The organism is Streptomyces sp. NPDC034085, from assembly GCF_055575555.1.
In genome coordinates this window covers 370,973-395,258 of the sequence record NZ_JBVISL010000001.1, presented here as the reverse complement: position 1 = coordinate 395,258, position 24,286 = coordinate 370,973, and the positions used below count along the sequence as shown (strand labels likewise).

The 24,286-nt window shown below is 72.1% G+C and carries 23 protein-coding genes; 13 read left to right on the top strand and 10 right to left on the bottom strand.

Annotated features, from left to right (window positions below):
• Positions 1-75: 75 nt before the first annotated feature.
• Positions 76-1,143, bottom strand: coding sequence for a nicotinate-nucleotide--dimethylbenzimidazole phosphoribosyltransferase (cobT, locus tag ACZ501_RS01870; protein WP_361599937.1), 1,068 nt, complete (start codon positions 1,141-1,143; stop codon positions 76-78).
• Positions 1,144-1,198: 55 nt separating this feature from the next.
• The gene (locus ACZ501_RS01865) at positions 1,199-2,413 is read right to left on the bottom strand and encodes a bifunctional adenosylcobinamide kinase/adenosylcobinamide-phosphate guanylyltransferase (RefSeq protein ID WP_468791733.1); all 1,215 of its coding nucleotides are present in this window, start codon (positions 2,411-2,413) and stop codon (positions 1,199-1,201) included.
• Between the two features lie 103 nt (positions 2,414-2,516).
• Between ACZ501_RS01865 and ACZ501_RS01860 the strand changes: the two genes are divergently transcribed.
• Positions 2,517-2,726, top strand: coding sequence for a hypothetical protein (locus ACZ501_RS01860; RefSeq protein ID WP_468791730.1), 210 nt, complete (start codon positions 2,517-2,519; stop codon positions 2,724-2,726).
• A 364-nt stretch (positions 2,727-3,090) separates the two neighbouring features.
• Here ACZ501_RS01860 and ACZ501_RS01855 read toward each other — a convergent pair whose 3' ends face one another.
• On the bottom strand, positions 3,091-3,798 hold the full coding sequence (locus ACZ501_RS01855; RefSeq protein ID WP_468791727.1) for a class I SAM-dependent methyltransferase: 708 nt from the start codon (positions 3,796-3,798) through the stop codon (positions 3,091-3,093).
• Between the two features lie 113 nt (positions 3,799-3,911).
• Positions 3,912-4,520 carry a DUF3043 domain-containing protein gene (locus ACZ501_RS01850; RefSeq protein ID WP_468791724.1) on the bottom strand — a complete coding sequence of 203 codons (609 nt, stop codon included), beginning with the start codon at positions 4,518-4,520 and terminating at the stop codon, positions 3,912-3,914.
• A gap of 277 nt (positions 4,521-4,797) precedes the next feature.
• Between ACZ501_RS01850 and ACZ501_RS01845 the strand changes: the two genes are divergently transcribed.
• The gene (locus ACZ501_RS01845; protein WP_361605397.1) at positions 4,798-5,592 is read left to right on the top strand and encodes a PspA/IM30 family protein; all 795 of its coding nucleotides are present in this window, start codon (positions 4,798-4,800) and stop codon (positions 5,590-5,592) included.
• 14 nt (positions 5,593-5,606) lie between these two features.
• Positions 5,607-5,885 (top strand): PspA-associated protein PspAA, encoded by a 279-nt coding sequence (gene pspAA / locus ACZ501_RS01840; protein WP_361605394.1) that lies wholly within the window; start codon positions 5,607-5,609, stop codon positions 5,883-5,885.
• Positions 5,886-5,969: 84 nt separating this feature from the next.
• On the opposite strand, the gene ACZ501_RS01835 is transcribed toward pspAA, so the two are convergent.
• Positions 5,970-6,755: a hypothetical protein gene (locus ACZ501_RS01835; protein ID WP_361605391.1), complete on the bottom strand. Its 786-nt coding sequence runs from the start codon at positions 6,753-6,755 to the stop codon at positions 5,970-5,972.
• A gap of 70 nt (positions 6,756-6,825) precedes the next feature.
• On the opposite strand from ACZ501_RS01835, the gene cobS reads away from it, so the two are divergent.
• From cobS to ACZ501_RS01820, 3 genes are all read left to right on the top strand, one after another.
• On the top strand, positions 6,826-7,647 hold the full coding sequence (cobS, locus tag ACZ501_RS01830; RefSeq protein ID WP_468791721.1) for an adenosylcobinamide-GDP ribazoletransferase: 822 nt from the start codon (positions 6,826-6,828) through the stop codon (positions 7,645-7,647).
• Positions 7,648-7,751: 104 nt separating this feature from the next.
• Positions 7,752-8,465 (top strand): response regulator, encoded by a 714-nt coding sequence (locus ACZ501_RS01825; RefSeq protein ID WP_468791718.1) that lies wholly within the window; start codon positions 7,752-7,754, stop codon positions 8,463-8,465.
• Positions 8,466-8,609: 144 nt separating this feature from the next.
• The gene (locus tag ACZ501_RS01820; protein ID WP_468791715.1) at positions 8,610-11,720 is read left to right on the top strand and encodes an efflux RND transporter permease subunit; all 3,111 of its coding nucleotides are present in this window, start codon (positions 8,610-8,612) and stop codon (positions 11,718-11,720) included.
• Between the two features lie 193 nt (positions 11,721-11,913).
• Here ACZ501_RS01820 and nadA read toward each other — a convergent pair whose 3' ends face one another.
• A complete protein-coding gene (gene nadA / locus ACZ501_RS01815; protein ID WP_361605376.1) occupies positions 11,914-13,101 on the bottom strand; it encodes a quinolinate synthase NadA in 1,188 nt (395 codons plus the stop codon).
• Positions 13,102-13,430: 329 nt separating this feature from the next.
• Here nadA and ACZ501_RS01810 point away from each other — a divergent pair, with 329 nt between their 5' ends.
• Positions 13,431-13,787, top strand: coding sequence for a HesB/IscA family protein (locus ACZ501_RS01810; RefSeq protein ID WP_030029080.1), 357 nt, complete (start codon positions 13,431-13,433; stop codon positions 13,785-13,787).
• Between the two features lie 79 nt (positions 13,788-13,866).
• Here the strand turns inward: ACZ501_RS01810 and ACZ501_RS01805 are convergent, their stop codons facing one another.
• Both ACZ501_RS01805 and ACZ501_RS01800 read right to left on the bottom strand, forming a co-directional pair.
• Positions 13,867-15,303: a hypothetical protein gene (locus ACZ501_RS01805; protein ID WP_468791713.1), complete on the bottom strand. Its 1,437-nt coding sequence runs from the start codon at positions 15,301-15,303 to the stop codon at positions 13,867-13,869.
• A gap of 82 nt (positions 15,304-15,385) precedes the next feature.
• Positions 15,386-15,601: a hypothetical protein gene (locus ACZ501_RS01800; RefSeq protein ID WP_361605368.1), complete on the bottom strand. Its 216-nt coding sequence runs from the start codon at positions 15,599-15,601 to the stop codon at positions 15,386-15,388.
• Between the two features lie 133 nt (positions 15,602-15,734).
• Here ACZ501_RS01800 and ACZ501_RS01795 point away from each other — a divergent pair, with 133 nt between their 5' ends.
• A complete protein-coding gene (locus tag ACZ501_RS01795; RefSeq protein ID WP_361605365.1) occupies positions 15,735-16,715 on the top strand; it encodes a carbohydrate kinase family protein in 981 nt (326 codons plus the stop codon).
• Between the two features lie 60 nt (positions 16,716-16,775).
• On the opposite strand, the gene ACZ501_RS01790 is transcribed toward ACZ501_RS01795, so the two are convergent.
• Positions 16,776-18,155, bottom strand: coding sequence for an aminotransferase class V-fold PLP-dependent enzyme (locus ACZ501_RS01790; protein ID WP_468791710.1), 1,380 nt, complete (start codon positions 18,153-18,155; stop codon positions 16,776-16,778).
• Positions 18,156-18,460: 305 nt separating this feature from the next.
• Between ACZ501_RS01790 and ctaC the strand changes: the two genes are divergently transcribed.
• From ctaC to ACZ501_RS01770, 4 genes are all read left to right on the top strand, one after another.
• Positions 18,461-19,435 (top strand): aa3-type cytochrome oxidase subunit II, encoded by a 975-nt coding sequence (ctaC, locus tag ACZ501_RS01785; protein ID WP_361605359.1) that lies wholly within the window; start codon positions 18,461-18,463, stop codon positions 19,433-19,435.
• Entirely contained in the window at positions 19,432-21,168 is a 1,737-nt protein-coding gene (ctaD, locus tag ACZ501_RS01780; RefSeq protein WP_361605356.1) for an aa3-type cytochrome oxidase subunit I, read from the top strand. The genes ctaC and ctaD overlap by 4 nt, the downstream gene beginning before the upstream one ends.
• Positions 21,165-21,563, top strand: a complete 399-nt coding sequence (locus tag ACZ501_RS01775) for a cytochrome c oxidase subunit 4 (protein WP_361605353.1) — start codon at positions 21,165-21,167, stop codon at positions 21,561-21,563. Before ctaD ends, ACZ501_RS01775 begins: the two co-directional genes overlap by 4 nt.
• Before the next feature lie 128 nt (positions 21,564-21,691).
• Positions 21,692-22,939: a L,D-transpeptidase gene (locus tag ACZ501_RS01770; protein ID WP_361605350.1), complete on the top strand. Its 1,248-nt coding sequence runs from the start codon at positions 21,692-21,694 to the stop codon at positions 22,937-22,939.
• A 95-nt stretch (positions 22,940-23,034) separates the two neighbouring features.
• On the opposite strand, the gene ACZ501_RS01765 is transcribed toward ACZ501_RS01770, so the two are convergent.
• Positions 23,035-23,436 (bottom strand): DNA-binding transcriptional response regulator, encoded by a 402-nt coding sequence (locus ACZ501_RS01765; RefSeq protein WP_361609863.1) that lies wholly within the window; start codon positions 23,434-23,436, stop codon positions 23,035-23,037.
• A 186-nt stretch (positions 23,437-23,622) separates the two neighbouring features.
• On the opposite strand from ACZ501_RS01765, the gene ctaE reads away from it, so the two are divergent.
• Positions 23,623-24,243 (top strand): aa3-type cytochrome oxidase subunit III, encoded by a 621-nt coding sequence (ctaE, locus tag ACZ501_RS01760; protein WP_361609862.1) that lies wholly within the window; start codon positions 23,623-23,625, stop codon positions 24,241-24,243.
• The last annotated feature ends 43 nt before the right edge of the window (positions 24,244-24,286 follow it).

Sequence of the window (24,286 nt, the reverse complement as noted above, 5' to 3'; positions counted from 1 at the left end):
GATGATATGGGGCGTCGCCGGTCCGCAGCGCAGTGCGAGCACTGCGGACTGGCCAGGCCCGTAGTGCCCGTTGTCTCAGTCCGTCGGCTGTTGCGCGGCAGCCCTCTCCGGGAGTTCCGCCGCGAGCGCGGCGGCCGCCTGGACCAGGGGGAGCGCCAGCAGGGCCCCGGTTCCCTCTCCTACGGTGACGCCGTGGTCGAGCACCGGGTTGAGTGCCATCCGGTCCAGGGCCTTGGCCTGGCCCGGCTCCCCGCTGGACTGCCCGGCCAGCCACCAGTCGGGGGCGCGGAAGGCGGCCCGCTGGGCCACCAGTCCGCAGGCCGCCGAGACGACCCCGTCGAGGATGACCGGCGTACGGCGCACCGCGCTCTGGAGCAGGAAACCGGTGATCGCGGCGACGTCCGCGCCGCCCACCGCCGCCAGCAGCGCCATCTGGTCCCCGAGCACCGGGCGGGCCCGGCGCAGGGAGTCGCGGATGGCGGCGCACTTGCGCATCCAGGCCAGGTCGTCGATGGGCAGCCCGCCGCGGCCGGTGACCACGGACGCGTCCGTCCCGCAGAGCGCGGCCACCAGCGTGGCCGCCACCGTGGTGCCGCCCACGCTCAGATCGCCGAGGACGACGAGGTCCGTACCGGAGTCGGCCTCCTCGTCGGCGACCTGGATGCCGAGCCGCAGCGCGTCCTCGGCCTCCTCGGCCGTCAGCGCGTCCTCCACGTCGATCCGGCCGCTGCCCCGCCGTACGCGGGTGCGCACCACGTCCTCGGGCAGCAGCTCCGGTTCGCAGTCCAGGCCCGCGTCCACGACGCGTACGCCCGCCCCGAACCGGCCCGCCAGCACCGCCACCGGGCTGGTCCCGTCCAGTACCGCGCGCACCAGCTCGTGGGCGCTGCCCGCGGGCCGGGCGGAGACGCCCTGGGAGGCGATCCCGTGGTCGGCGGCGAACAGCACGACCCGCGGCCGCTCGATCGGCCTGACCGGTACCCGGCCCTGCGCGGCGGCCAGCCATTCGGCGAGCTCGTCGAGCCGGCCCAGGGCGCCGGGCGGCACGGCCAGCCGCTCACGGCGCTCCTCGGCGTCACGTCGCACGCCCCCGTCGGGGCGTTCGATCAGATCGGAGAAGTCGTCGAGATTCAGCGTGGTCATCTGCCAGAGATTACAGCCGTCCCGACACTCCCTCAGGGGGTGTGCCGGGTCCGCTTCACCGCGGTGGTGCCTTGAGGACGAGCGCCTGCCCCGCGACCACCAGGAGCACGTGCTCGCACTCGCCCGCCACCGCGTTGTTGAGGCGGCCCAGCTCGTCGCGGAACCGCCGCCCGGACGCGGTCGCCGGGACCACCCCGGAGCCCACCTCGTTGCTGACGAGGACCACGGTGCGGCGCGCGGCGCGGACCGCCGCGCCCAGTTCCGCGGTCCGCTCCCGCAGGGCCTTGCGGCCGGTGGCCGCCCACACCGCGTCGTCCCACGCCCCGGCCCGGTCCATGGCGTCGGTGAGCCACAGCGCGAGGCAGTCGATCAGCAGGGGCGGCCCCGACTGCTCCAGCAGCGGCACCAGTTCGCAGGTCTCCACCGTCCGCCAGGTGGCCGGGCGCCGCTCCCGGTGCAGGCCGACGCGCTGGGCCCATTCGGCGTCGCCGTCGCGGGTGCCGCCGGTGGCGACGTAGACGACCTCGGGGAAGGCGGCCAGGCGCCGTTCCGCCTCGAAGGACTTGCCGGAGCGGGCCCCGCCCAGCACCAGGGTGCGGCGCGGCACGTCCGGTGCCGCGTCGTGGTCGCCGGCCACCACGGTGGTGCCGTCCGGCACGGCCCGCGCCCCGGCCGCCGCGCACCGGCGCTCCAGCTCCGGGCCCGGCGGGGTGTCGTGGTCCAGGTGTACGGCGATCACGTCGGTGGCGGGGCCGACGGCGCCGCTCGCGCGCAGCCGGGCCAGCGCCTCGGGCCGGCCGAGGACGTCCGCGAGGACCAGGTCGTACGGGCGCTGCGCGGTGCCGCCGTTGGTTCCGGCCGGCGCCCCGCCCGGGGGCAGGTATAGCAGCCGGCTCCCGTCGGGGCCCGTGACCTCGTACCCGGTCCCCGGCGCGTCCATCGGCACCGCCCGCACCCGGTGACCGCTGATCACCGCGAGCTCCCGCCCGTCCGGGACCCGCCCGGCGGCGGGCAGCCCCGGCGGCAGCTCGACGGCCGGCCCGTCGTGGGGGTGCGTCAGCAGCACCTGCCGTACGCCGGCCAGCGAATGCCCCGCGCGGGCACCGGCCAGCACCGCCCCGGGGGTCAGGTCGAGCAGCAGCGCCCCGTCCACCAGGACGGAGGTCGCCGCGCGGGCCCGGGTGCCCACGGAGACCGCGCAGGCGGCGCAGGGACAGCCGGGGCGGGGCAGTCCTTCAGGGGTACCGGTGCCGAGCAGAGTGAGTTCCACACGGAGATCCTCCCGCGTCGCCGGTAGTGGTGCGCGCCCGGCTACTCTGCGGGCACACTCAAGGCGAGAAGCGTGAGATCGCGGACGAACAACGGAGGCGGACATGGCGTGGACGTGGCGGTTCGAAGCGGCCGACGGCAGCGAGGTGGCCCCGGCGGTGGAGCCGGAGGAGTTCCCCACGCAGGGGGACGCCGAGACCTGGCTCGGCGAGGTCTGGAAGGAGCTCCTGGACGGCGGCGCGGAGCGGGTGACCCTCTTCGAGGACGGCACGGAGATCTACCCGATGAGCCTGAGCGCGGCCACGGAGGCCTGACCCCTGGCCGGGGGGTGTGCCCTGCGGTGCCGGGCCGTGCCGGTGGGCCGGGTGCGGGTGGTGGGCCGCTGCGCGGAGCGGGGTCCCCTCCCCGCCCTTCGCCCGTTCCCCGGGCTGCGCCCGGACCCCCTGGGGGCTCCGCCCCCAGACCCCCGCGCCTCAAACGCCGGCGGGGCTGTTCAACAGCCCCGCCGGCGTTTGAGCGCAACGGGGCAGGGGCGGAGCCCCTGGGAACGGTGGAAGGGCGGGTGGGGGACACGGCCCCGCGCAGCGGTGCCCCCGGCCCGCGACGGGGTCGAGCGGTGCTCGGAACACGCCGGAGCCCCGGGGGAGTGGTCCCCCGGGGCTCTGCAATCCAGGCGGGCTATCCCCGCACTCCGCACAGGTGCAGCAGCGCCGCGACCCCCCGGTAGGGGTCGGTGCGGCCGGCCCGCTCCTCGGCGGCCAGCAGCCGCTCCAGTTCGTCGTCCGGCGGCAGCTCCGCCGCCGCCTCGGTCCCGTCCGTGAAGACCCGTACCCCGTACCAGGTGTGCAGCGGCGCGCCGATCCCCGACAGCGTCGCCGTCAGGTCGGCGAGCCGGTCGGCCCGTACGTCCAGGCCCAGCCGGTTCGTGTAGTCGACGGTGTCGAAGGCGGCCAGCGCCCCCGCCCAGTCCCCGGAGAGCCCCGGCCGCAGCGCGAGCGCGTCGCCGTTGCGCACCAGCAGGGACAGCAGCCCGCCCGGGGCGAGCATCCTGGCCAGCCCCGCGAGCATGGCGTCGGGTTCCGACACGTACATCAGCACTCCGTGGCACAGCACCACGTCGAAGCTGCCCGGTTCGAAGTGCGCGCCGGTCTCCCGGCCGTCGCCCTCCACCAGCTCGACCCGGTCGCGGATCCCGGCCGGTTCCGCGGCCAGCGCCGCGTGCGCGACCGCCAGCATGGCGGCGTCCTGCTCAAGGCCGGTGACCCGGTGTCCCGCCCGGGCCAGGCGCAGCGCCTGGGTGCCCTGGCCCATGCCGACGTCGAGGACCCGCAGCCGCTGCCCGACCGGGAAGCGGTGCGTGATCTGTTCCTCGACCTGCCGGCCCACGAGTTCCTGGCGGACGGCGTTGCGCAGTCCGCCCAGGCCCTCCAGCCACAGCCGGGCTCCTCCTGAGAAGCCCTCCCCCCGCGATGCCCCCGGTGCTCCGGGCGCCGCTCCGGTCAGGGCCGCTCTCCGCGCTTGACCTGCGGCTTGGGCAGGCGCAGGCGGCGCATCTGGAGGGTGCGCATCAGGCCGTACGCGACGGCGCCGCGGCGCGGCTCGTCCGCGAAGCGCTCGTTCAGCGCCTTGCGCAGCCGGAACCACAGGCCGACGGAGTCGAGGATGATCAGGACGATCACGCCGAGCCACAGCATCAGCGCGACGTTCTGGATCGAGGGGACCCGGATCATGCTCAGCACCAGGATGATCACGGCCAGCGGCAGGAACATCTCGGCGACCGAGAAGCGGGAGTCCACGAAGTCACGGACGAACCGGCGCACCGGGCCCTTGTCACGGGCGGGCAGATAGCGCTCGTCGCCGTTGGCCAGCGCCTCGCGCTGCCTGGCCATCTCTTCGCGGCGGCGCTCGCGGGCTCGCTTGGCGTCCTCCTTGCGGTTGCCGGTCGAGGCCACCACGGCCTTGCGCTGCGACTGGGCCACAGCACGCTTCGGCGTCGGGCGGCCCTTCGGGGCCTGCGGGTCACGGGGCTGCGAAGGGCCGGCGCTCACCTTGTCGGTGGCGGAGGCCTTCTCTTCCTTGGAGGAGCGGCTACCAAACACAAAACCCAAGCCTACGTGGTCGGGGCCACCCGCCCCACCCCGGCGGGGAACGATCCGGCAACGGCGGGCGTCTACCCAGTGCGCACCTCCCGCGTCCCGGCGTTCGCGGGCCCGTGGGGTCTCGGGGACCACCTACTCCTCACGCCTGACACGGCGGCGGGGGTACTCGTCCTCGAGGAGGAGCGCATCCGTACTCGAACAGTGCGGTAATGGAGACAGGGCCCGTACTGTGGGTCCTGTCGGTGACCTGGAACACAGTCCGTCCAGAAGGGGGCGCGCGAAGCCCATGAGCGGTGTCATGAAGCGTATGGGGATGATCTTCCGCGCGAAGGCGAACAAGGCCCTTGACCGGGCCGAGGACCCGCGCGAGACCCTCGACTACTCGTACCAGAAGCAGCTCGAGCTGCTGCAGAAGGTGCGCCGCGGCGTCGCCGACGTGGCGACCTCCCGCAAGCGCCTGGAGCTCCAGCTGAACCAGCTCCAGAGCCAGTCCGCCAAACTGGAGGACCAGGGCCGCAAGGCCCTCGCCCTGGGCCGCGAGGACCTGGCCCGCGAGGCCCTGTCCCGCCGTGCCTCCCTCCAGCAGCAGGTCAGCGACCTGGAGGTGCAGCACCAGACCCTCCAGGGCGAGGAGGAGAAGCTGACGCTGGCCTCGCAGCGCCTCCAGGCCAAGGTGGACGCCTTCCGTACGAAGAAGGAGACCATCAAGGCCACGTACACGGCCGCCCAGGCGCAGACCCGCATCGCGGAGTCCTTCTCCGGCATCTCCGAGGAGATGAGCGACGTCGGCCTGGCCATCCAGCGGGCCGAGGACAAGACGGCCCAGCTCCAGGCCCGGGCGGGCGCGATCGACGAGCTGCTGGCCTCCGGGGCCCTGGACGACCAGAGTGGTCTCGGCTCCAAGGACGACATCCAGGCCGAGCTCGACCGCCTCTCCGGCGGCAGCGACGTCGAGCTGGAGCTCCAGCGGATGAAGGCCGAGCTGGCCGGCGGCCCGTCCGCCCAGCAGCAGGCCCTCGAGGGCGGCGCCCCGGGCACCGCCCAGCCGCAGCAGACCCAGCACCGGTTCGACAAGCAGTAGGACAGGGGCCCGACATGATTGTCCGCATCATGGGGGAAGGGCAGGTCAGGCTCGGGGACGAGCACCTGGCCGAGCTCAACAAGCTGGACGACGAGCTGCTCGCGGAGATGGAGAGCGGCGAACAGGACGCCTTCCGGCGCACGCTGGGCGCGCTGCTCGACGCCGTACGGCGGCTCGGCAGCCCGCTGCCGGACGACGCGCTGGAGCCGTCCGAGCTGATCCTGCCCGGACCGGACGCCACGCTCGACGAGGTGCGGGCGATGCTCAGGGACGACGGCCTGATCCCGGGCTGACGCGGCCCCGGGTACACCGACGGCGAAGGGCCCGCCCCCGTACGCGGGGGCGGGCCCTTCGTGCCGTCCGCCCCGCCCCCGGCGTCACTCGCCCTTCCCGGCGCCGGCCCCGTGCTTCTCCGCCGAGGCCTTCTCCGGGTCGGAGAGCCCGCTGATGAAGTTCTCGAACTTGCGCCGGGGCCGCGCCCAGCGCCGGTCGTGGTGGAAGGCCCGCAGCCCCGCCTTGGCCCGGGCGCGCGGCCGCTTCGCGTAGAAGCGCCTGGCGTACGGGGAACCGGGCCGCGCCAGGCGCACCGCGCCGATCAGCGCCACGAAGGGGATCACCAGGCCGAATATCGCGGTGCGCGGCTTGCCCTTCCACAGGGCGATCAGGGCCAGGAAGAAGTTGGTGGCGGTGTTCATGACGACGAGCCCGCGGCTGTGCCGTTCCTCCGGTGACAGCTCGTTGACCCCGAGGGGCAGGAAGCCGCCCAGGACCAGCGCCACCAGCGCGGCCGTCAGCACCACGACCTCGACGCTCTTGCGTCCCTGTTCGCTCCAGTAGACGTCGTCCAGGTGCAGGATCAGCGCGAACTCGTCCAGCACCAGGCCCGCCCCCAGTCCGAAGAGGACCGCCGACAGGCACGCGCCGAAGCTGTGCCCGCCGCTGCCGATCGCGCCGAACCCGCCGACGATCACCAGCACCACGCCGGGGACGACGTGGTGGACGTGCAGCCCGCCCGGGGTGATGTTCTTGAAGGGGCCGCGGCCGGCCCGGATCAGCCGCGTGATCACGCGTGTGACCAGGAACGACAGCACGAAGGACACCAGGGCGAGCAACAGCGGGAGCTTGCCCGGCTCGACGATGTTCCGTTCCCACCAGTGACCCACGACACCCGCTCCCGATATGGCACGTATTGAGCAATTTACCGTCCACCGTAAGCGGGTAGCGTTCCCGCCGATGACAGATTCGACCGATGATCCACTGCCGCCGCCTCCCCAGGGGCGCGCCTCGCTGCCCGACGGGATCCGCTTCGCCTTCGGCACCCTGACCGTGCTGCCCGCCCGCATCACGCGCTGGGACCGCCCCGCCGCCCGCACCGGCATGGCCTGCGCCCCGCTCGCCGGCCTCGTCGTCGGACTGCTCGCCGCCGTGCCCGGAACGCTCCTGCTGCTCCTCGGCGGCGGCCCCCTGCTCGCCGCCGCCGTCACCGTCGCCGTCCCGGCGGCGCTGACCCGCGGGCTCCACCTGGACGGCCTGGCCGACACGGCCGACGGCCTGGGCAGCGCCAAGCCCGCCGAGGAGGCCCTGCGGATCATGAAGCAGTCCGACATCGGCCCCTTCGGCGTCATCTCCCTGCTGGTCGTCTTCCTGGTGCAGGTGGCGGCCCTCGCCAACGCGTACGCCGACAGCTGGATCCGGGGCGCGCTGGCCGCCGTACTCGCCGCCGTCACCGCCCGCCTCGTGATGACGCTCGCCTCCCGCGAAGGGGTCCCCGCCGCACGGCCCGAGGGGCTCGGCGCGGCGGTGGCCGGCGTGGTCCCGCGCAGCGCGGCCGCCGCGGTGGCCACCGCCGTCGCCGTGGCGGCCGCCCTGGCCGCCCTCCCGGCGGGCCCGCTCGCCGCCGCCCAGCACGCCGCGGCGGTCCTCGCCGCCGTGGCCGCCGCCGAACTCCTGCTGCGCCGCTGCACGCACCGCTTCGGCGGGGTCACCGGGGACGTCTTCGGCGCCCTGAGCGAGGTCGGCGCGACCACGGTGCTGCTGGTCCTCGCCCTCGGCTGAACCCCGGCCGAGGGGCGGGGCGGACGCCACCGCCCCGGGCCGCCCCCCCCCGCGGCCCCGCCTCGTCGGCCGGCGCGCGGGAGCGGCCGCCTACCCTGACCCGTATGACCGACCCCGCCGACGCCGGCCCCGCCCGCATCCGAGTCCTGCTCGCCGACGACCAGGCGTTGCTGCGCAGCGCGTTCAAGGTGCTCGTCGACTCCGAGCCCGACATGGAGGTCGTCGGGGAGGCCATCGACGGCGCCCAGGCCTACGCCCTCGCCCGCGAGCGGCGGGCCGACGTGGTCCTGATGGACATTCGGATGCCGGGCACCGACGGGCTCGCCGCCACCCGCATGATCAGCGCCGACCCGGAGCTGTCGGGCGTCCGCGTCGTCATGCTCACCACCTTCGAGGTGGACGAGTACGTGGCCGCGGCCCTGCGCGCCGGAGCCTCCGGCTTCCTCGGCAAGGGCGCCGAGCCGGAGGAACTCCTCACCGCCATCCGCGTCGCCGCCGCCGGCGAGGCGCTGCTCTCCCCGGCCGCCACCAAGGGGCTCATCGCCAGCTTCCTCGCCCAGGGCGGCCGCGCCGACGCCCCCGCCCCCGGTTCGGCCCACGCCGAACGGCTCGCCGCGCTGACCGGCCGCGAGCGCGAGGTCCTCGTACAGGTCGCCGGCGGCCTCTCCAACGACGGCATTGCCGCCCGGCTCGAGGTCAGCCCGCTCACCGTGAAGACCCACGTCAACCGGGCCATGGCCAAGCTCGGGGCGCGGGACAGGGCGCAATTGGTGGTCATCGCGTACCAATCGGGACTGGTCCGGCCGCGCGCCGAATGACCGGCGGCGGGCCGCAGTAGGACGGAGTACTGCGGACGCGGTATGCCGCACACGAGGACGGCACCTGGGAGCGACGCACCGGCGCCCCGGCGTGCGAAAGGCTGGGGGGCCCTCGCGAACGACACTGCAGAGAGATCCCACACCATGTCCTGGCTGTCCCGCTTCAGCCTCGCCCAGAGAGCGCTGGTCGGCCTCGTGTCGATCGTCGCGCTCGTCTTCGGGGCCATAGCCATCCCGCAGCTCAAGCAGCAGCTGCTGCCGTCCATCGAACTCCCGATGGTCTCCGTGCTCGCCCCGTACCAGGGCGCCTCGCCCGACGTGGTCGAGAAGCAGGTCGTCGAACCGATCGAGAACACCCTCAAGGGCGTTGACGGCATCACCGGCATCACCTCGACCGCCAGCGAGGGCAACGCCCTCATCCGCGCCACCTTCGACTACGGCGACGAGGGCACCAAGCAGCTCGTCGCCGACGTCCAGCAGGCCGTCAACCGGGCCCGCGTCCGGCTGCCCGCCGAGGTGGACCCGCAGGTGGTGGCCGGCTCCACCGACGACATCCCCACCGTCGTCCTCGCCGTCACCTCGGACAAGGACCAGCAGGCGCTCGCCGACCAGCTGAACCGTTCCGTCGTCCCCGTCCTGGAGGACGTCGAGGGCGTCGGCCAGGTCAGCGTGGACGGTGTGCGCGACCTCCAGGTCACCGTCACCCCCGACAACGCCAGGCTCGCCGCGGCCGGCCTGGACGGGGCCGCGCTCGCCGAAGGCCTCAAGGCGGGCGGTACGACCGTTCCCGCCGGCTCCTTCGACGAGGGGGGCAAGAACCGCACCGTCCGCGTGGGCTCCGGCTACACCTCCCTCGCCCAGCTGGAGGACCTCCGCCTGACCGCGGGCCCCGGCAAGCCCGCCGTCCGCCTCGGCGACGTGGCCGCCGTCAGGCAGGAGCCGGCCCGCGCCGACTCCCTCACCCGCACCAACGGCAAGCCCAGCCTGGCCCTGGTCCTCACCATGGACAAGGACGGCAGCGCCGTCGCCATCTCCGACGCCGTCAAGGACAAGCTCCCCGAGCTTCGTTCGGCCCTCGGCCCCGGCGCGGAGCTGACCGTCGTCAGCGACCAGGGCCCGGCCGTCGCCCGCTCCATCTCGGGCCTCACCACCGAAGGCCTGCTCGGTCTCGCCTTCGCCGTCGTCGTGATCCTGGTCTTCCTGGCCTCGATCCGCTCGACGCTGGTCACCGCGGTCTCCATCCCGCTGTCCGTGGTCCTCGCCCTGATCGTGCTGTGGACCCGCGACCTGTCCCTCAACATGCTGACGCTGGGCGCCCTCACCATCGCCATCGGCCGGGTCGTCGACGACTCGATCGTGGTCCTGGAGAACATCAAGCGCCACCTCGGCTACGGCGAGGAGCGCGAGGCCGCGATCACCACCGCCGTCAAGGAGGTGGCCGGCGCGGTCACCTCGTCCACGCTCACCACCGTCGCCGTCTTCCTGCCGATCGGCCTCGTCGGCGGCATGATCGGCGAGCTGTTCGGCTCCTTCTCGCTCACCGTCACCGCCGCCCTGCTGGCATCGCTGCTGGTGTCCCTGACGGTCGTCCCGGTCCTGTCGTTCTGGTTCCTGCGCGCCCCCAAGGGCACCTCGCAGGACCCCGGGGAGGCGCGCCGCGCGGCCGAGGAGAAGGAGGCCAACAGCCGCCTCCAGCGCTTCTACGTACGGGTCCTGGGCTTCGCCACCCGCCGCCGCCTGACCAGCGTGGCGATCGCGGTCCTCGTCCTCGTCGTCACCTTCGGGATGACCCCGCTGCTGAAGACGAACTTCTTCGACCAGGGCGACCAGGACGTCCTGACGGTCAAGCAGCAACTGCCCGCCGGTACCTCGCTGGCCGCCTCCGACGAGGCGAGCCGCAAGGTGGAGAAGGCGCTCGCCTCCATCGAGGGCGTCAAGGACCAGCAGGTCACCGTCGGCTCCTCCGGCTTCCTCGCGGCCTTCGGCGGCGGCACCGGAACCAACCAGGCCTCTTTCCAGGTCACCCTGGACGACGCCGGCCAGTCCGACGCCGTCAAGCAGCGCATCCAGGACGCCCTCGGCAAGCTCCAGGGCATCGGCGACACCTCCGTCTCGGCGGGCGGCGGCTTCGGCAGCCAGAACCTGAGCGTGGTCGTCAAGGCCGGCGACGGCGCCGTCCTCGCCAAGGCCGCCGAACAGGTCCGCGCCGAGGTGGCCACCCTCGAGGACGTCACCGACGTACAGAGCGACCTGGCCCAGTCCGTTCCCCGCATCTCGGTCACCGCCACCCCGAAGACCGCCGAGGCGGGCCTGAACCAGGCCGCCCTGGGCGCACTCGTCGCGCAGGCCGTCCGCGGCAACCCGGTGGGCAAGGCCGTCCTGGACGACACCGAGCGGGACATCGTCGTCCGCTCCGCGCAGCCGGCCACCACCCTCGCCGAACTCCAGGCCCTGCCGGTCGGCCCGGCCAGGCTCGGCGACATCGCCGAGGTGAAGGTCGTCCCCGGCCCGGTCGCCATGACCCGGATCGACGGCGCCCGCGCCGCCACCATCACCGCCAAGCCGGTCGGCGACAACACGGGCGCGGTCAGCGCCGCGCTCCAGAGCAAGCTCAAGGGCCTGGACCTGCCCGAGGGGGCCACGGCCACCATCGGCGGCGTCTCCGAGGACCAGGACGAGGCTTTCGCCTCGCTGGGCCTGGCCATGTTCGCGGCCGTCGCGATCGTGTTCATGCTGCTGGTCGCGACGTTCCGCTCGCTGGTCCAGCCGCTGATCCTGCTGGTCTCCATCCCCTTCGCCGCCACCGGCGCGCTGGGCCTGCTCATCGCCACCGACACCCCCATGGGCGTCCCGGCGATGATCGGCATGCTGATGCTCATCGGCATCGTCGTGACCAACGCGATCGTCCTCATCGACCTGGTCAACCAGTACCGGGCGCAGGGCCTCGGCGTCGTCGAGGCGGTCGTCGAGGGCGGCCGCCACCGCCTGCGGCCGATCCTGATGACCGCCCTGGCGACGATCTTCGCCCTGCTGCCGATGGCGCTGGGCGTCACCGGCGAGGGCGGCTTCATCTCACAGCCGCTCGCGGTGGTCGTCATCGGCGGCCTGGTCAGCTCCACCCTGCTGACCCTGCTCCTGGTGCCGACCCTCTACACGATGGTCGAGCTGCGCCGGGAACGCCGCCGCGCGAAGAGGCGCGCCCGCCTGACGGTGGTCCCGCCCCGCCCGACGCCCGACACCCCGGCCAAGGCCTGACCCTCCGCCCCGAGGCCCCGGCAGCCACCGCCGCCGGGGGCCTGCTGGGGCTGGGTCTGCGTCACGGTGAAGGGCGCGGGGTCGCCTGCGCCGCACGGTGACGCGGCGCCCGCCCGCATGGGCCGGCCGGAGGAGGAAACGCCGAGGGCGCCCGGCGTGAGCCGGGCGCCCTCGGTGCGCAGGGGAGGAGCCGCTACGGGAGCGCCAGCATCCGTTCCAGGGCGAGCTTGGCGAAGCTCTCCGTCTCCTTGTCGACCTCGATCCGGTTGACGAGGTTGCCCTCGGCCAGGGACTCCAGGGTCCACACCAGGTGGGGGAGGTCGATGCGGTTCATGGTCGAGCAGAAGCAGACCGTCTTGTCGAGGAAGACGACCTCCTTGTCCTCCGCGGCGAATCGATTCGCCAGGCGGCGGACCAGGTTCAGCTCGGTGCCGATGGCCCACTTGGAGCCGGCCGGGGCCGCCTCCAGCGTCTTGATGATGTACTCCGTGGAGCCGACGTAGTCCGCGGCGGCCACGACCTCGTGCTTGCACTCGGGGTGCACCAGCACGTTCACGCCGGGGATGCGCGCGCGGACGTCGTTGACCGAGTCCACCGAGAACCGGCCGTGCACCGAGCAGTGGCCGCGCCACAGGATCATCTTGGCGTCGCGCAGCTGCTCGGCGGTCAGGCCGCCGTTCGGCTTGTGCGGGTTGTAGAGCACGCAGTCGTCCAGCGACATGCCCATGTCGCGGACGGCGGTGTTGCGGCCCAGGTGCTGGTCCGGGAGGAAGAGCACCTTCTCGCCCTGCTCGAAGGCCCACTCCAGGGCCTTCTTCGCGTTGGACGAGGTGCAGATCGTGCCGCCGTGCTTGCCGGTGAAGGCCTTGATGTCGGCGGAGGAGTTCATGTACGACACGGGGACCGTCGTCCCGGCGATCCCGGCCTCGGTCAGTACGTCCCAGCACTCGGCGACCTGCTCGGCGGTGGCCATGTCGGCCATCGAGCAGCCGGCCGCGAGGTCGGGCAGGACGACCTTCTGGTCGTCCGACGTCAGGATGTCCGCGGACTCGGCCATGAAGTGCACGCCGCAGAAGACGATGTACTCGGCCTCCGGCTTGGCAGCGGCGTCCTTGGCGAGCTTGAAGGAGTCGCCGGTGACGTCCGCGAACTCGATGACCTCGTCACGCTGGTAGTGGTGGCCGAGGATGAAGACCTTGTCGCCGAGCTTCTCCTTGGCGGCGCGGGCGCGGTCCACCAGGTCCGGGTCGGACGGCGAGGGCAGGTCGCCGGGGCACTCCACCCCGCGCTCGCTCTTGGGGTCGGCCTCACGGCCGAGCAGCAGCAGGGCAAGGGGCGTCGGCTGGACGTCCAAAGGCTGGGCGGTGGTCACGACACGCACCCTTTCTGTTCTGCGACAAGGATTTCCGGGACTGCGGGGGTGTGGCCCGCCACTTCTCGTCTATTTGACGCTATCTATCATAACTGCTTCACGTCACTTTGACGATGCCGATAGTGTCGATGTGACGCATTCGCCCCGTCCGGGACGCGCCGCTCCACCGGTCCTCGTCGCGGGGTCCACCCGCCCGCCCGGGTGTGCGAGCATGAATTGAGAAACAAGGCGCCGGACCCCGGAATGAAACCGCGGTCCCGCTGGTTGCCACCGACGGCAAGAGTCCGACGTTTCCCCAGCCATCGCCGGGGAGCCGCCCACTTCGGGAGTGAATGCAGATGTCCGTACAGGACGACAAGACCACTGTGAGCGACGGCATCCTCCTGTCCGACGCCGCCGCCGAGAAGGTCAGGACCCTGCTGGAGCAGGAAGGCCGCGATGACCTCGCGCTGCGCGTCGCCGTCCAGCCCGGCGGCTGCTCCGGCCTGCGCTACCAGCTCTTCTTCGACGAGCGCTCCCTCGACGGCGACGTCGTCAAGGACTTCGACGGTGTCAAGGTCGTCACCGACCGCATGAGCGCCCCGTACCTGGGCGGCGCCTCCATCGACTTCGTCGACACCATCGAGAAGCAGGGCTTCACGATCGACAACCCGAACGCCACCGGCTCCTGCGCCTGCGGCGACTCGTTCAGCTAAGCCGTACGGCGAAGGGCCCGGGCCCCGGTCGGAAACGACCGGGGCCCGGGCCCTTCGTGTCTCTGGCCGCCGCCACCGCCTACTGGCGGGGCAGCGGCTTGCCCGAGGTCGCGTCGACGACCTTGCGGTCACCGAGCGGCTGCTGGAGCGTCGCCGTCAGGGACATCTCCTGCGCGATCATGATGCAGGCCTGGTCCGGCTTGTTCGGGGTGTCCGTGATCTTCACCAGGACCGAAGCGCCCTCCTCCCGCGCCTCCAGGGTGTAGGTGCTGCACACCCCGCCCCAGAAGTTCACGGTCAGCGTCCGGTCGGCCTGCGCGTACGAGAACCCGGGCACGGTGTGCGACTTCGGGGGCGCCGGGGTGCCCGCGTCACCGGCCGCGGCCGGCTGGACCACCGTGCGGCCCGGCTTGCCCTGCGCGCCCGCCACCTCGAACAGCCAGGCCGGTACGAGACCCCGCCCGCCGTCCACCGACCCCGCGACCAGCCCCAGCGCGGCCCCCCGCACGCTCTCGGTCCGCGGCGGCTTCATCGGGCGCGGCTCCGGGTTGCACGGCAGGGTGTCCGTCGCCCCCGTCGGGGTGTCCGGGGTCAGCGGCACCGTGGTGGCGCAGCCGCCGGGCCCCGGACCGGTGCCGTCGCCGCCGCCCTTGGCCGCCGCGTTGAGCCGCTCCAGGGCCTCGGCGGCCCCGACCACCGGCTGCTCGGCCGCGCGGACCGGCGGCTTCAGCTCGCCGCTGCCCGCCACCACCGCCGCGTCCGCCCCGACGCTGATCCTGCTGGACCAGCCCTGGGTCGGGAGCCCGCCCACCACCGGGTCGGCGCTCACCACCCGGACCGCGCCCTGGGTGAGGTGGGCGTCGGCCTTGGCGTCGCCCTGCCCGGCGGCCGCCAGCACCGGGGCCGCGGCGGCCTTGGCGGCCTGCTCGGAGACCGGCTTCGCGGTGCCGTCGCCCTCCTGGGGGAGGGTGGCCGGGCCGCAGGTGTCCTTGCCGCGCACGCAGTCGTCCCCGCTGCCGCCGGGGCCGCCCGCCTGGAAGCGGGAGAAGCTCCAGGTGCCGGGCGCCTTGAGGGCCACCGTCAGCCGGGGCCCGGAACCGTCGGCGACCTCACCGGCCTGCCAGGCGTCGCCGACCAGCCGGGGCGCGCCGGTGATGCCGAGGGCCTTCGCGAGCCGGGCCACCTCGTCGGAGGTGACCTCCCCGGCCGCGGCGAAGGAAGGGGCGGTGGCCGGGCCCTCGGGCAGCTTCACGTCGGCCCGGTAGACCACCGGCCCGCCGTGCGGGTCCGGCTCCCCGGGGGCGATCCCGGGGCCCGAGGGGGACCCGGCCGCGCGCGGCGCGACGGCCGCGCTGTCACTCGTACGGGCGCGGCCGCCCGAGGCGTCGCCGTACGCCGTCGACGCCCAGTACGCCGTACCACCGCCGGCCAGCAGGACGGCGGCCGCGATCGAGCCGATGGCCCAGGCGGGCCGCCGTCGTGTGGCGCGTGATGTGTCGGGTTGTTCGCTGGTCACCGCATCGCTCCTTAGCGTGTCCCGCCGTACGTGATGCGGGTGTGACGCAGCGGCCGCGAAACCGGTTCCCCTGCCGTCCCGGCTAGTCGCCGTACGCGGCGGTGGCGGCGATCAGCCGGGCCGAGGCGGGCGGGACGCTCACGCCGTGGATCTGCGAGGGACCCACCCGGACCGGCCGGGACTCCCGCTCCACCGCCCAGTGCGGGGCCATGCGGGCGCAGTCGCCGAGCAGCCGTGCGAAGCCGGGCCGCGCGTCCGCGGCGTGGTCCGTGTACCCGAAACCATCGGTATAGGTCATGGGGGCACCGTATGGTGGCCATCCTGGGCGAAGGAAGTCCTACTACGGGGTAGTTTCTCCGGGTCGGAGCGGGTGCGCGGACCGGGTAGTTTTGAATGTCCCCCTCGCCGTCCTCCGCAGGAGCGTCCACGCCGTGCGCATCGCAGTCACCGGCTCCATCGCCACCGACCACCTCATGACCTTCCCGGGCCGCTTCGCCGACCAGCTCGTCGCCGACCAGCTCCACACGGTCTCCCTCTCCTTCCTCGTCGACAACCTCGACGTCCGACGGGGCGGCGTCGGCCCGAACATCTGCTTCGGCATGGGACAGCTCGGCACCCGTCCGATCCTCGTCGGCGCGGCCGGCTCGGACTTCGACGAGTACCGCGCGTGGCTGGACCGGCACGGGGTCGACACCGAGTCCGTCCGGATCTCCGAGGTGCTGCACACCGCGCGCTTCGTGTGCACCACGGACGCCGACCACAACCAGATCGGCTCCTTCTACACGGGCGCGATGAGCGAGGCCCGGCAGATCGAGCTGAAGGCCGTCGCCGACCGGGTGGGCGGCCTGGACCTCGTCCTCATCGGCGCCGACGACCCCGAGGCGATGCTCCGCCACACGGAGGAGTGCCGCACGCGCGGCATCCCCTTCGCGGCGGACTTCTCGCAGCAGATCGCCCGGATGGACGGCGAGAACATCCGCACCCTGATGGAGGGCGCGACCTACCTCTTCTCGAACGAGTACGAGAAGGGCCTCATCGAGTCGAAGTCCGGCTGGACGGACGAGGAGATCCTCGCCAAGGTCGGCACCCGCGTCACCACCCTCGGCGCGCAGGGCGTGCGCATCGAGCGGGTCGGCCAGGAGCCGATCCAGGTCGGCTGCCCTGAGGAGACGGCGAAGGTCGACCCGACGGGCGTCGGCGACGCGTTCCGCGCGGGCTTCCTGACGGGTCTCGGCTGGGGCGTCGGCCTGGAGCGGGCCGCCCAGGTCGGCTGCATGCTGGCCACCCTCGTGATCGAGACGCTGGGCACCCAGGAGTACACCCTGGCCCGCGCCCACTTCATGGAGCGCTTCACCAAGGCGTACGGCGAAGAGGCCGCCGCGGAGGTCCGCGCGCACCTTTCCGCGGCCTGATCGCCGAACGGTTCCCGACGCGGCCCCCGCACCCTCCGGTGCGGGGGCCGCGCCCGTGGGTCAGGCCTCGCGCCGGACCCGGTAGGCCGTGCCGGCGGAGCGCGGGGTCTCGCCGAGGTAGGTGTGGCCGCGCATCGCGCACCACGCCGGGACGTCCAGGCGGGCCACCTCGTCGTCGGAGACGACGGTGACGGTTCCGCCGACCGGGACCGTGGTGATGGCCCGGGCCAGTTCGATCACCGGCTGCGGGCAGCGCAGCCCGAGCGCGTCGACCTCGACCGCGTCGGCCACCGGCGCCGCCGCGGCCGGCTCCGGGGCGCCGAGCTTCGCCCGGACCCCCGCGACCGTGCCCGGCAGTACCTCCAGGAAGCCGTTGACCTCGTCGGCGGAGGTCCCCCGAGGCAGGGAGACCCGTACGTTCCCCTCCGACAGCACCCCCATCGCCCGCAGCACGTGACTGGGGGTCAGCGTGGAGCTTGTGCAGGAGGAGCCCGAGGAGACGGAGTACCCCGCCCGGTCCAGCTCGTGCAGCAGGGTCTCGCCGTCGGCGTACAGGCAGGAGAAGGTGACCAGGTGCGGCAGGCGCCGGTCGGCGTCCCCCACCACCTCCACGTCCGGGACCAGCCGCACCACCCGCCGCCGCAGCCGGTCCACCAGGATCCGCAGCCGGGCCGCCTCCGCGTCCGCGTCCGCCCGCACGGCGCGCAGCGAGGCCGCCGCCGCGACGATGGCGGGCAGGTTGGCGAAGCCGGCGGAGCGGCCCGACTCCCGTTCGTCGGCGGGGCCTTGGGCGGAGAAGCGGACCCCCTTGCGGACGGCGAGCAGGCCCACCCCCGGCGGCCCGCCCCACTTGTGGGCGCTGGCCGCGAGGACGGACCACGAGCCCTCCACCCGCCCCCAGCCCAGCGACTGGGCGGCGTCCACCAGCAGCGGCACCCCGGCGGCCCGGCAGACCTCGGCCACCTCGGCCACCGGCTGGACCGTGCCCACCTCGTGGTTGGCCGACTGGAGGCAGGCCAGAGCCGTGTCGGAGCCCAGCGCGGCCTCGTAACCGGCGGGCGTCACCGCGCCGAGCCGGTCCACCGCGACCTGCGTCACGGTGCCCCCGGCCGCCGCGTGCGCGTCCGCCGCGTGGAGTACGGAACTGTGCTCCACCGCCGACACGACCAGACGGCTCCCTACGCGCCGGCGCCCCGCGAGCACCCCCGCCATGCCCGAGTGAACCGCGTGCGTCCCCGAAGGAGTGAACACGAGCTCGTCGGCGCGGCATCCCACCGCCTCGGCCGCCGCCTCGCGCGCCGCGTCCAGCAGAAGCCGGGCGCGCCGCCCCTCCCGGTACAGCCGCGCGGGGTCCGCCCACCCCTCGTCGAGGGCGGCCTGCAGTGCCTGCCGGGCCACGGGGTGGAGGGGAGCGGCGGACGCGGTGTCGAAGTAGGGCATCCGGCCACGGTAGAGGGTGCCCCCGCGAGCGGCCGGGCCCCGCCCCGCCGCAGCCGCTTCAGGGGCCGTCAGATGCCGCCCCGAGCCCGTCGTTCAGGGCCGGGCGGGCCGTCCCCCGGACGGCGGATCCATCCCTTCGGGGGCAGTAGCGGCGCGTTGGGCACCCTCCCCGCGCGACCCCAAATAGCGTCCAGTAGGGTTTGGTCCGCATAAACATCCAAACCCCTGCCTGCGTCAGGGCCGGCGACCGACCCGAACACGGCCGCGGCCGGCCGCGCGGGCCGAGACTCTCGGGAAGGCGCTACGTGAGTCCCTACGGCTCCGACCGCTCGCCGCGGCGCCCGATGCGGCGGAAGCTGCTGCAGGCGCTGACTGCGGGCGTGGTCCTGGCGACCGCCACTGGTTGCTCGTACACCTGGAAAGACTTCCCCCGCCTCGGAATGCCCACCCCGGTCACGGAGGAGGCGCCTCGCATCCTCTCCCTGTGGCAGGGATCCTGGGCGGCCGCTCTCATCACGGGCATCCTGGTGTGGGGCCTGATCATGTGGAGCGTCATCTTCCACCGGCGTAGCCGGACGAAGATCGAGGTCCCCGCGCAGACCCGGTACAACATGCCCATCGAGGCGCTGTACACCGTGGTCCCGCTGATCATCGTCTCCGTGCTCTTCTACTTCACCGCGCGTGACGAGTCGAAGCTGCTCTCCCTCTCCGCCAAGCCGGCGCACACGGTCAACGTGATCGGCTTCCAGTGGAGCTGGGGCTTCAACTACGTGGAGAACGTCGACGGCGACGGCGCGACCCCGAAGGCGGGTGCGGCTCCGAAGGAGCTCGCCTCCCTGCCGGACCGCTTCGTCAAGGACTTCCCCGCGGGCGCCGAAGGCGTCTACGACAAGGGCGTCCCCGGCGACCGGAACCCGGACAACAACAACCCGGGGCCGACCCTCTACCTGCCCAAGGGCGAGAAGGTCCGCTTCATCCTGTCGTCGAACGACGTCATCCACTCCTTCTGGGTGGTGCCCTTCCTGTTCAAGCAGGACGTGATCCCCGGCCACACCAATGTCTTCGAGGTCACCCCGACCCAGGAAGGCACCTTCAAGGGCAAGTGTGCCGAGCTCTGCGGTGTCGACCACTCCCGCATGCTCTTCAACGTGAAGGTCGTCTCCCCGGCGGAGTACAAGGCGCACCTCAAGGAGCTGGCGGAGAAGGGTCAGACCGGCTTCCTGCCGGCCGGCATCAAGCAGACTGACCCGGCCCGGAATGCGGAAGTGAACAAACTGTGAGCATCCTCAACGAATCCCAGGGTGCCGCCGCAGCCGACTCGTACGAGAACGAGCTGCCGGTACGGCGCAAGCAGCCGGGCAACGTGGTCGTGAAGTGGCTCACCACCACCGACCACAAGACCATCGGCACGATGTACCTGGTCACGTCGTTCGTGTTCTTCCTGATCGGCGGTCTCCTGGCGCTCTTCATGCGCGCCGAGCTGGCCCGTCCGGGCACGCAGATCATGTCGAACGAGCAGTTCAACCAGGCGTTCACCATGCATGGCACGATCATGCTGCTGATGTTCGCGACGCCGCTGTTCGCGGGCTTCGCGAACTGGATCATGCCGCTGCAGATCGGCGCGCCCGACGTGGCGTTCCCGCGGCTGAACATGTTCGCGTACTGGCTGTACCTCTTCGGCTCGACCATCGCGGTGGCCGGCTTCGTCACCCCCTCGGGTGCCGCCGACTTCGGCTGGTTCGCCTACTCCCCGCTGTCGGACGCCGTCCGCTCGCCGGGCATCGGCGCCGACATGTGGATCATGGGTCTGGCCTTCTCCGGCTTCGGCACGATCCTCGGCTCGGTCAACTTCATCACCACGATCATCTGCATGCGCGCTCCGGGCATGACGATGTTCCGCATGCCGATCTTCACCTGGAACGTGCTGCTGACCGGTGTCCTGGTCCTGCTCGCCTTCCCGGTCCTGGCCGCCGCGCTCTTCGCGCTGGAGGCCGACCGCAAGTTCGGTGCGCACGTCTTCGACGCGGCCAACGGCGGCGCCCTGCTGTGGCAACACCTCTTCTGGTTCTTCGGACACCCAGAGGTGTACATCATCGCGCTGCCGTTCTTCGGAATCGTCTCCGAGATCATCCCGGTCTTCTCGCGCAAGCCGATGTTCGGTTACATCGGCCTGATCGCCGCGACGATCGCGATCGCCGGCCTCTCGGTGACCGTGTGGGCCCACCACATGTACGTCACCGGCGGTGTGCTCCTGCCGTTCTTCTCCTTCATGACCTTCCTGATCGCGGTACCGACCGGTGTGAAGTTCTTCAACTGGATCGGCACCATGTGGAAGGGCTCGCTGTCCTTCGAGACCCCGATGCTCTGGACGATCGGCTTCCTGGTCACCTTCACCTTCGGTGGTCTGACCGGCGTCATCCTGGCCTCGCCCCCGATGGACTTCCACGTCTCCGACTCGTACTTCGTCGTCGCGCACTTCCACTACGTCGTCTTCGGCACCGTGGTGTTCGCGATGTTCGCCGGCTTCCACTTCTGGTGGCCGAAGTTCACGGGCAAGATGCTGGACGAGCGCCTCGGCAAGATCACCTTCTGGACGCTGTTCATCGGCTTCCACGGCACGTTCCTCGTGCAGCACTGGCTGGGTGCCGAGGGCATGCCGCGCCGTTACGCGGACTACCTCGCGGCCGACGGCTTCACCGCGCTGAACACGGTCTCCACGATCAGCTCGTTCCTGCTCGGCATGTCGATGCTGCCCTTCATGTACAACGTCTGGAAGACGGCGAAGTACGGCAAGAAGATCGAGGTCGACGACCCGTGGGGCTACGGCCGTTCGCTCGAGTGGGCGACGTCCTGCCCGCCGCCGCGGCACAACTTCCTCACCCTGCCGCGCATCCGCAGTGAATCGCCGGCGTTCGACCTGCACCACCCGGAGATCGCGGCCCTCGACCACCTCGAGGACCACACCGCCGGCGGCACCAAGGCGCTCACCGGCGACAAGGAGGCCGGCAAGTGAAGATCCAGGGCAAGATGTTCCTCTGGCTCTCCTTCTTCATCCTGATCATGACCGTCGTGTACGGCGTGTGGTCGAAGGAGCCCGTCGGAACCACCGCTCTCGCGCTGGCCTTCGGCCTGAGCGCCATGATCGGCTACTACCTGGCCTTCACGGCCAAGCGCGTGGACGAGATGGCCCAGGACAACCTGGAGGCCGACGTCGCCGACGAGGCGGGCGAGCTGGGGTTCTTCTCCCCGCACAGCTGGCAGCCGCTCTCGCTGGCGATCGGTGGCGCGCTCGCGTTCATGGGCGTCGTCTTCGGCTGGTGGCTCATGTACTTCTCCGCCCCCATCATCCTGATCGGCCTGTGGGGCTGGGTGTACGAGTACTACCGCGGTGAGAACCAGAACCAGTAGCAGTAGGCACCACACCGCGGCCCGCCGCGGTGCCTGAGGGGCCCGGACACCTTTTCGGAGGAGTCCGGGCCCCTCGTTTGCAGTCACCCCGCGCGCCGGATTTGTCATATCTTCATAGCGTTGGGCGCATGAAACAGTCACCGCGTCTTTGGACGGTACTCAGCTGCTCCCTGCTGGTCGCGTCCCTCGGGGCCGGCGCCACCGCATGCGGGTCCGGCGACAAGAACCCGCTGTCCGCCCGCCCGTACGACGCGGGCGATCAGGTCGCCTTCAACCAGGCCACCGGCGGACGCCCCGCCGACCCCGACAAGCCGCTCGAGATCACCGCCAAGGGAGCCGAGGCGCGGATCACCGACGTGGCGGCCGTGGACACCCACGGACGGCGCCTGGCGGGCGAACTCTCCGCCAAGGGCGACCGCTGGCACAGCACCGCCCCGATGGCCGCCGGCGTGCACTACACGGTCACCGTCAGCACGGAGGACCAGCGCGGGGCCCCGGGGCAGCGCACGCTGACCTTCGAGACCACCCCGGCCAAGAAGGTCCTCAAGGTCGAGTTCGGCCCGGACGAGGGCAAGTACGGCGTCGGACAGCCCCTCACGGCCGAACTCAACGAACCCGTCAAGGACAAGGCCGCCCGCGCCGTCGTCGAACGGGGCCTCGTCGTCGACGCGCCGCCCGGAGTCGAGGGCGCCTGGCACTGGGTCGACGACAAGAACCTGCACTACCGCCCGAAGGACTACTGGCCCGCCCACACCACCGTCTCCGTACGGAGCAACCTGGAGGGCATCAGGATCTCCGACGAGCTCCACGGCGCCGCGTCCAAGCCGCTGAAGCTGGAGATCGGCGACCGGGTCGAGGTCACCACCGACGCCGCCGCGCACTACCTCACGTTCGAGCGCAACGGGGAAGTGATCAACACCATCCCGGTGACCACCGGCAAGCCCGGCTTCTCCACCCGCAACGGGGTCAAGGTGGTGCTCGGCAAGCAGTACTTCGTCCAGATGCGCGGCGACACCGTCGGCATCGGCGGCAGCGAGTACTACAACCTGCCCGTCTACTACGCCACCCGGGTGACGTGGAGCGGCGAGTACGTGCACGCCGCGCCGTGGTCGGTCGGCTCCCAGGGCTACGAGAACGTCAGCCACGGCTGCACCGGCATGAGCACCGGCAACGCCGCCTGGTTCTACGAGAACATCACCGAGGGCGACATCGTCAAGGTGATCAACAGCATCGGCGACGACATGGACACCTTCGGCAACGGCTTCGGCGACTGGAACATGGAGTGGAAGGAGTGGCGCGAGGGCAGCGCCCTCCTGAAGGGCACCCAGGAGGGCCGCAGCGCCATCGACCAGGCGCGGCTGCGCCCCACCGTCTGAGAGCCCCGCAGAAGGCCGTACGGGCCCGCGGGCGGCCCCTGGGCCGGCCCGCGGGCCCCCGCGCACACCCCGGGCGCCCCGGGCGCCCCCGCGCCTCAGGCGTCCAGCGACAGCCGCGCGCGCAGCAGCCCCGCCAGGGCCCCGGGGAACTCCACCGGGTCCACCGGAAGGGTGACCGCCGCGTCCGCGCGGCTCCACGTGGCCAGCCACGCGTCCTGGGGCCGTCCCATCAGCAGCAGCACCGGCGGACACCGGAAGATCTCGTCCTTGATCTGCCGGCACACGCCCATGCCCCCGGCCGGGACCGCCTCGCCGTCCAGCACGCACACGTCGATGCCGCCCGCGTCCAGTTCCTTGAGGACCGCCGGAAGCGTGGCGCACTCCAGGAACTCCACCGGGGGCAGGTCAGCTGCGGGCCTGCGCCCGGCTGCCAGCCGCACCTGCTCCCGGGTGCCCGCGTCGTCGCTGTAGACCAGAACCCGCGCAGTCGCCCGCATTTCGTCCTCCACGTGGCCGTGAATCACGCTGATGATGCGCGGGATGCTACTCCGTCCGACCGGCTGTCAACATCGGTTCCGCCGCCCTCGCGACCGGTCCTCTGATGGGCCGTTCGGGCCTTGCACACCCCCCTGACACTCCGAACGGCACCCCCCGGGGTGAGGGCGGGATAAGCGACCGACATAATGTCGGTCGTGGCGACAGCAACGACAGTAGATACCGGGCACGCGCACCCGACGGTCAACCGGCCGAACCTCGTCAGCGTCGGAACCATCATCTGGTTGAGTTCCGAGCTGATGTTCTTCGCGGCCCTCTTCGCGATGTACTTCACCCTGCGATCCGTGACGGGCGCCGAGTTCTGGGCGGAGAAGGCCTCGGCCTTGAACCTGCCCTTCTCGGCGACGAACACCACGATCCTGGTGCTCTCCTCGCTCACCTGCCAGCTCGGCGTATTCGCCGCCGAGCGCGGTGACGTGAAGAAGCTCAGGTCGTGGTTCATCATCACGTTCGTCATGGGTGCGATCTTCATTGGCGGCCAGGTGTTCGAGTACACCGAGCTGGTCAAGCACGAGGGTCTGAGCCTCTCGTCCGACCCGTACGGCACGGTGTTCTACCTGACCACCGGCTTCCACGGTCTGCACGTGACGGGCGGTCTCATCGCCTTCCTGCTGGTCCTCGGCCGGACGTACGCGGCCAAGAGGTTCACCCACGAACAGGCCACGTCGGCCATCGTCGTGTCCTACTACTGGCACTTCGTCGATGTCGTCTGGATCGGCCTCTTCGCGACGATCTACCTGATCAAGTAGCGAACACGTCGCCGGGCCCCGCCCGGCACCATCCAGAAACACC